This is a genomic window from Acidovorax sp. Root70 (assembly GCF_001428225.1).
Taxonomy (GTDB): Bacteria; Pseudomonadota; Gammaproteobacteria; order Burkholderiales; family Burkholderiaceae_C; genus Acidovorax.
In genome coordinates this window covers 66138-72232 of record NZ_LMHQ01000014.1, presented here as the reverse complement: position 1 = coordinate 72232, position 6095 = coordinate 66138, and the positions used below count along the sequence as shown (strand labels likewise).

Below are 6095 nucleotides of genomic sequence, written 5' to 3'. Positions count from 1 at the left end.
CGAGCGCCTTGGAAGACGAAGGAGGCTGTGGAGTTCGCGACGCTCGAATGGGTGTCCTGGTTCAACCACCATCGCCTGCTCGAACCGATCGGGTACATCCCGCCAGCAGAAGCCGAGGCAAACTACTACCGGCAACTCGCCAGTCAGGCCATTGTGGAAGTGGGCTGACTTAAACCAAACAGCCTCCGCAGAAGCCGGGGCGATTCAATTCGTGGATCGAACTAGCCAAGCAGCACCCGGAATTTTTTCGTGTTCGCGAGGACCACGAGAAGTCATCACATGTTTCGCTCATCGCGCGCAATGCGCAACAGTCGGTTGTCGATGATGACGGTGATCTCTTAAAGCCGCTTCTAACTACAGACGTCGCAAACAAGCTCATGGAGCTTGCTGTCGGCATGCACGATAGGGAAGTCCGTCGCAAGGAGTTTTGGCGAAGCTTCTTCATTCCGATAGTGGTCGCTGTCATTGCCGCCACGGCGGCCGTCACCTCGGCAGTCATAACTGCGCTTTACCGGGCAGGGCCATAGAACCTATGGCATCCGCTCATGTCGAACGTTGAGGTTGTTAGCAGGTCGGCCAACTCGGGCACGTGGCGGCAAAGGGTGGTCACAGCACATTAGGTTCTAAACGCCATGCATCCATTGCTTCCCCAAATTAGTCCAGATCGAAACCAATTCGCAGCTGACCCGTTCGGCTACTCAGCCCTTGCTTGGCAACGCTGGGTTATTGCACAAGAGATTGCCGGGTTTCCAGGAGATCCGACAAAGGCACCCACAAGCGAGGATCTGAAGTCTCCAATCCTTTGGTTGAGTCAAGCTCACGCACTCTCTGAGGCAGCGGCAACAGTTATTCGGAACATGCCGAATGTCGAGCACATGCCCGCTTTAACCAGAGGCGTGTGCGATAGCCAGTATTGCGCCGTCGGCCTTATGCTCGTCGGCTATAGCCTTGAAATCTGCTTGAAGGCTATGCTCATTTTGCGTCTTGGGGTGGAAAAATACTCCGCAGAAGAGCGCAAGCATAGACACCATGATTTGGTGAAACTATCCAGTTTCATGCCCGACCTCAGCGAAAAAGACAAAGCAATTCTTGCCTTGCTAACTCACTTCCTGATGTGGGCAGGTCGCTATCCAGATCCCGGCTCAGGCAGAGAGGACAATGCAACGTTGATATTCGAACTTTCGGAGAAGCATCAGATATCCGCAAAAGACCTCTTCATCCTGTCTGCCAGAGTTATGCGGCATGTACAAGAACTAACGTCATGAGAAGTGCAACGCGCCTAATTGGTTGATCAAGCCAACGTCATCAGACGTCAGAAATCGCGTCGGGTGCCCCTCATCGAACATTTGCTAGGCCTTGGCGGTACACCTCACAACCCCAACCCCGCAAACAACCCGTCCACCCGCTTCACCACCCCCTCCTCCATCCGCATCGGCCTCCCCCACTCCCGCTGCGTCTCCCCCGGCCACTTGTTCGTCGCATCCATCCCCATCTTGCTGCCCAAGCCGCTCACGGGCGAGGCGAAGTCCAAGTAGTCGATGGGCGTGTGCTCCACCAGCAGGGTGTCGCGGGCCGGGTCCATGCGGGTGGTGATGGCCCAGATCACGTCCTTCCAGTCGCGCACGTCCACGTCGGCATCCACCACCACGATGAACTTGGTGTACATGAACTGGCGCAGGTGGCTCCACACGCCCATCATCACGCGCCTTGCGTGGCCGGCGTAGGCCTTGCGGATGCTGACCACGGCCATGCGGTAGCTGCAGCCTTCGGGCGGCAGGTAGAAGTCCACGATCTCGGGGAACTGCTTTTGCAAGAGCGGGATGAACAGCTCGTTCATCGCCAGGCCCAGCACGGCGGGCTCATCCGGCGGTTTGCCGGTGTAGGTGCTGTGGTAGATCGCATCCTTGCGCAGGGTGATGCGGTCCACGGTGAGCACGGGGAACTCGGCGCATTCGTTGTAGTAGCCGGTGTGGTCGCCGTAGGGGCCTTCGAGCGCGTGCTGCCAGCCGCTTTTGTGGTGGGCATCGGGCTGGATATGGCCTTCGAGCACGATCTCGGCGGTGGCGGGCACTTGCAGCGGCACGCCCAGCGCGGGCGTGACCTCAGTGCGCGCGCCGCGCAGCAGGCCGGCGAACTGGTACTCGCTCAAGCTGTCCGGGACGGGCGTGACGGCGCCCAGCAGCGTAGCCGGGTCCGCACCCAGGGCCACGGCCACGGGGTAGGGTTGGCCGGGGTACTGGGCGCAGTGGTCCGCAAAGTCCAGCGCGCCGCCCCGGTGCGCCAGCCAGCGCACGATGACCTGGTTGCGTGAGAGCACCTGCTGGCGGTAGATGCCCAGGTTCTGCCGCGCCTTGCGCGGGCCGCGCGTGATGGTCAGGCCCCAGGTGATGAGCGGGGCCACGTCGCCGGGCCAGCAGTGCTGCACGGGCAGGCGTGCCAGGTCCACGTCGGGGCCTTCCCACACCTCTTGCTGGCAGGGCGCGCCGCGCGCCACGGTGTGCGGCGCCATGTTCCACAGGGTCTTGAGCAACTGGCCCATGCCCAGCATGTCCTTGAAGCCCTTGGGCGCCTCGGGCTCCTTGAGGGTGGCCAGCAGCTCGCCCAAAGTGCGCACGCCATGCAGGTCGGGCACACCCATGGCGCGCGCCACGCGGGCAGGGGTGCCAAACAGGTTGGTGAGCACGGGCATGCGGTGGCCCGTGGGCTGCTCGAACAGCAGCGCCGGGCCACCTGCGCGCAGCACGCGGTCGCTGAGCGCAGTCATCTCCAGGTGGGGCGAGACGCTTTCGCCCACACGGCGCAGGTCGCCCGTGGCTTCGAGCTGGGCCATGAAGTCGCGCAGGTCGCGGTAGGCCATGTCAGGTCCAGAATTTGAATGAAATAGGCCGGTAGCGCAGATATTGATTGCGCTAGCAGCTATGAATTAAGGAGCGTCAAGCTCCAGGCCCTGCCAGCGCGGCGCCAGGTCATGCGGCATGTCGATGAGGTCGAGCGCGCGCGCCACGCTGTAGTCCACCACTTCGCCCACGGTCTGCGGGCGCAGGTAGAAGGCGGGCAGCGGCGGGCAGATGATGCCGCCCATCTCGGTCACGGCCACCATGTTGCGCAGGTGCGTGAGGTGCAGGGGCGACTCGCGCACCATCAGCACCAGGCGGCGGCGCTCCTTGAGCGCCACGTCGGCCGCGCGCGTGAGCAGGTTGTCGGCCAGCCCATGCGCAATGGCAGCCAGCGTGCGCATGGAGCAGGGTGCGACCACCATGGCGTGGCACTGGAACGAGCCGCTGGCAATGGCAGCGCCCACGTTGGCCACATCGTGCACGCGGTGCGCCAGGGCCTCGACGGCGGGGCGGTCCATGTCCAGCTCGTGCTGCAGATTGCGCCAGCCTGCGTCAGAGACGACCAGGTGCGTCTCCACGCCCGGCTGGCTGCGCAGCACCTGCAAGAGGCGCGCGCCATACACGGCGCCGCTGGCGCCCGAGATGGCCACGATGATGCGGCGGGGGGATGCGGACTCAGCCATGGGTAGCCCCCTCGGCGGCCGGGGCACGCAGCGGATCGGCCTGCTGGTCGGCCTCGACCTGCTCCAGCACCAGGGCGGCCTGCACGGGGTCGAAGTCTTCGTGCACGCGCTTTTTCACACCGTATTGCTGCAGCTGGTAATGCCGGTCGGCCGCAATGCCGTGGCGCGCGAGCGTGCTTTTGACGCAGACCAGCGGACAGCCGTCGAGCGCGATGATGGGCCGGCCCGAGCGCACGGTCTTCATCAGGTGCGGCACATCGCCCCCCACACCGGCGATGCACGACATCTCGGCCACGCCGCGCCGGTCAAGCTGCAGTGCCACGTGGTTGGCCAGTTGCGCGGCGCTGGAGCAACCGGAGCAGGAGTAGACCAGAGGATGGTTCAGGGGATCGGTGTCGGCGGTCATGGGTCACCCTCCTGTGCGCGTGCGGGGCGAGGGATCGAGGCGGCGCCGCAGGTGGCCCAGCACCTGGCGCGGCGCCAGCTTGTGCGCCCACTGGCGCGGGTCCAGCACGGGCAGCTCGATCGCATCGAGCGCGTTCTTCACCACCAGCCCCAGCTCGGTGTCGCCCTCCATCGACAGGCGGCGGCTGAAGAACAGCGTGTCGGGGTCCTGCTGGCGCTGGGCGAGCAGCAAGAAGTCATGGGCCGTGGCGCTCAGCGTGACATCGGCCACCTGCGGCGGCACCAGCGGAGCATGGGGGGCGAAGCGCTGGCCCGTCCAGGCAAAGTCAAAGGCCACGCGCGCATCGCGCACCTGCACCCGCATCTTCTTGTGCAACAGCACCTGGCCCACGTCCGCAGGCAGGTGCCGCGCGAGCGCCAGGTTCAGCGCCGTCACCAGCAGCAGCGAGCCGGGGTAGGCGGGCAGGCGTGCCAGCACGGCACCCACGGGGGCAGGAACGACCAGGGGAAAGGAGAGAGGAGAAGCCGCCATGGAACAGAAAGGGCCCTCAGGCCACGTAGAAAAACACGGTGAAGAAATGGCAGACGCTGCCGCCCAGCACAAACAGGTGCCACAGCCCGTGGCCGTGGCGCACGCGGTGGTCCAGCGCATAGAAGACGATGCCCAGCGTGTAGCAGGCCCCACCCGCCAGCAGCCAGGCAAACCCGGCCGGCGTGAGCGCTTGCCACAGCGGCACCACGGCCACCAGCGCCAGCCAGCCCATGAGCACGTAGATGACCAGCGACAGCACGCGCGCGCCGCGCGCCCACCAGATCTCTTGCGCAATGCCCAGCAGGGCCAGCCCCCACACCACGCCCAGCAGCGACCAGCCCCAGGCACCGCGCAGCGACACCAGCGCAAACGGCGTGTAGCTGCCCGCGATCAGCAGGTAGATGCTGCAGTGGTCCAGCTTTTGCAGCACGGCCTTGATGGTGCGCCGGCGCACGCTGTGGTACGCGGTAGAGGCGGCGTACAGCGCCACCAGCATGGCGCCGTAGATGCTGAACGCCACCACCTTCCACGGGTCGCCCAGGCGCGCCGCGAGGGTGATGAGCACGGCCGCGCCCGCCGTGGCCAGCAGGGCCCCCACCAGGTGGCTGATGCTGTTGAAACGCTCTCCGGGGTACATGCAGGAATCGCCTTCGCGTCAGGAATGGCGCATGGCAGGCCGCATCGCAGCCTCACCACCCGCTGCCCCCTGCATCCCCTGCTCCAGGCCCGGGCGCCCAAACCAGTAGCCGTTGCAGGGCAGATCGGGCATGAAGGGCTGCATGCGCTCCACAAAGTCGGGCGCGTTCTCAGCGGCGGCCGCGGCACGGCGGGCTTCGTCAAACGAGGCCACCACCTGCGGCATGTGCTGGGCCTGCGGGCTCAGGCGCACCACGTCCACGCCCTGGGCCTGCATCGCCGCCAGTTCGTTGGCCAGGTTGTAGACACGGGCCGACTGGGTCTGCGTGCCGTTGAGCACCAGAAAGCCCTCGCTCTCGCGCGTGCGCAGCGGCAGGCCGTCAGCGTGCTGCAGGCAGCTAAACTGGCATTCGTCCTTGGGCAGGTTGCGGTGGCGGGCAGTGAAGCAGCGCGCCGAGTAGGCCAGCGGCATGCGGCCGTAGGCAAACACCTCGGTCTCGATGCCGGCGGGCCGCTGCGCCAGCACGGCAGAGAGCGCCTCCTGCGACATTTCGAGCGGCATCACCCAGCGCGTGGCGCCGAGCTGCGCCATCCACTGCAGCGAGTGCGCGTTGTACAGGTTCAGGTGCGGCCCGGCCACAAAGCCCCGCGGCCCGGCGGGCGCACGCGAGAGGCAGCTCACGGCACCCATGTCGTTGGCCTCGACCAGGAACTCGCCGTTGCCCGTGATCTTGTGCATCACCCCCACGTCGGCGCTGGACTCGATGAGCACCTGGCTGGACAGCACCACCTCCTTGCCCGCGTCCCGCAGCATGCGCGCCAGCGCCAGCCAGTCGGTCAGGCGCAGCTCATGGCGGCGCGAGCACACCGTCTCGCCCAGGTACACCACGTCCACCGGCGTGGCGGCCATGGCCTCGTAGAAGGCGAACACGGTGTCGCAAGGCCAGTAGTACAGCAGCGGGCCGAGAGAGAGTTTCATGGGGCGGTCTCCGGGGGTTGTCA

Annotated in this window: 7 protein-coding genes and 1 pseudogene; 2 read left to right on the top strand and 6 right to left on the bottom strand. The window is 65.6% G+C overall.

Annotated elements, in window-relative coordinates; all coding sequences use genetic code 11:
- Both ASD94_RS23545 and ASD94_RS10045 read left to right on the top strand, forming a co-directional pair.
- Positions 1–168 (top strand): annotated as a pseudogene (locus ASD94_RS23545) (IS3 family transposase); the annotation flags it as partial.
- Positions 169–632: 464 nt separating this feature from the next.
- Positions 633–1265 carry a hypothetical protein gene (locus ASD94_RS10045; protein WP_056642180.1) on the top strand — a complete coding sequence of 211 codons (633 nt, stop codon included), beginning with the start codon at positions 633–635 and terminating at the stop codon, positions 1263–1265.
- Positions 1266–1369: 104 nt separating this feature from the next.
- Here the strand turns inward: ASD94_RS10045 and ubiD are convergent, their stop codons facing one another.
- The 6 genes from ubiD to ASD94_RS10015 all read right to left on the bottom strand — a co-directional run bounded on the left by ubiD (position 1370) and on the right by ASD94_RS10015 (position 6072).
- Complete coding sequence (gene ubiD / locus ASD94_RS10040) at positions 1370–2857, bottom strand: 4-hydroxy-3-polyprenylbenzoate decarboxylase (protein WP_056642177.1); 1488 nt, start codon at positions 2855–2857, stop codon at positions 1370–1372.
- Between the two features lie 66 nt (positions 2858–2923).
- Positions 2924–3520 carry a UbiX family flavin prenyltransferase gene (locus ASD94_RS10035; RefSeq protein ID WP_056642175.1) on the bottom strand — a complete coding sequence of 199 codons (597 nt, stop codon included), beginning with the start codon at positions 3518–3520 and terminating at the stop codon, positions 2924–2926.
- On the bottom strand, positions 3513–3905 hold the full coding sequence (locus ASD94_RS10030) for a putative zinc-binding protein (RefSeq protein WP_369818056.1): 393 nt from the start codon (positions 3903–3905) through the stop codon (positions 3513–3515). Before ASD94_RS10030 ends, ASD94_RS10035 begins: the two co-directional genes overlap by 8 nt.
- A 24-nt stretch (positions 3906–3929) precedes the next feature.
- The gene (locus ASD94_RS10025; protein WP_056642169.1) at positions 3930–4457 is read right to left on the bottom strand and encodes an SCP2 domain-containing protein; all 528 of its coding nucleotides are present in this window, start codon (positions 4455–4457) and stop codon (positions 3930–3932) included.
- A gap of 16 nt (positions 4458–4473) precedes the next feature.
- Positions 4474–5094, bottom strand: a complete 621-nt coding sequence (locus ASD94_RS10020; RefSeq protein WP_056642167.1) for a hemolysin III family protein — start codon at positions 5092–5094, stop codon at positions 4474–4476.
- A gap of 18 nt (positions 5095–5112) precedes the next feature.
- Positions 5113–6072 carry a U32 family peptidase gene (locus ASD94_RS10015; RefSeq protein ID WP_056642163.1) on the bottom strand — a complete coding sequence of 320 codons (960 nt, stop codon included), beginning with the start codon at positions 6070–6072 and terminating at the stop codon, positions 5113–5115.
- Positions 6073–6095: the final 23 nt, after the last annotated feature.

What these genes read in the sequence shown, in the direction of transcription:
- ASD94_RS10045 (WP_056642180.1), top strand. Translation starts at nt 633, where the DNA reads ATGCATCCATTGCTTCCCCAAATTAGTCCAGATCGAAACCAATTCGCA.
- ubiD (WP_056642177.1), bottom strand. Translation starts at nt 2,857, where the DNA reads ATGGCCTACCGCGACCTGCGCGACTTCATGGCCCAGCTCGAAGCCACG.
- ASD94_RS10035 (WP_056642175.1), bottom strand. Translation starts at nt 3,520, where the DNA reads ATGGCTGAGTCCGCATCCCCCCGCCGCATCATCGTGGCCATCTCGGGC.
- ASD94_RS10025 (WP_056642169.1), bottom strand. Translation starts at nt 4,457, where the DNA reads ATGGCGGCTTCTCCTCTCTCCTTTCCCCTGGTCGTTCCTGCCCCCGTG.
- ASD94_RS10020 (WP_056642167.1), bottom strand. Translation starts at nt 5,094, where the DNA reads ATGTACCCCGGAGAGCGTTTCAACAGCATCAGCCACCTGGTGGGGGCC.
- ASD94_RS10015 (WP_056642163.1), bottom strand. Translation starts at nt 6,072, where the DNA reads ATGAAACTCTCTCTCGGCCCGCTGCTGTACTACTGGCCTTGCGACACC.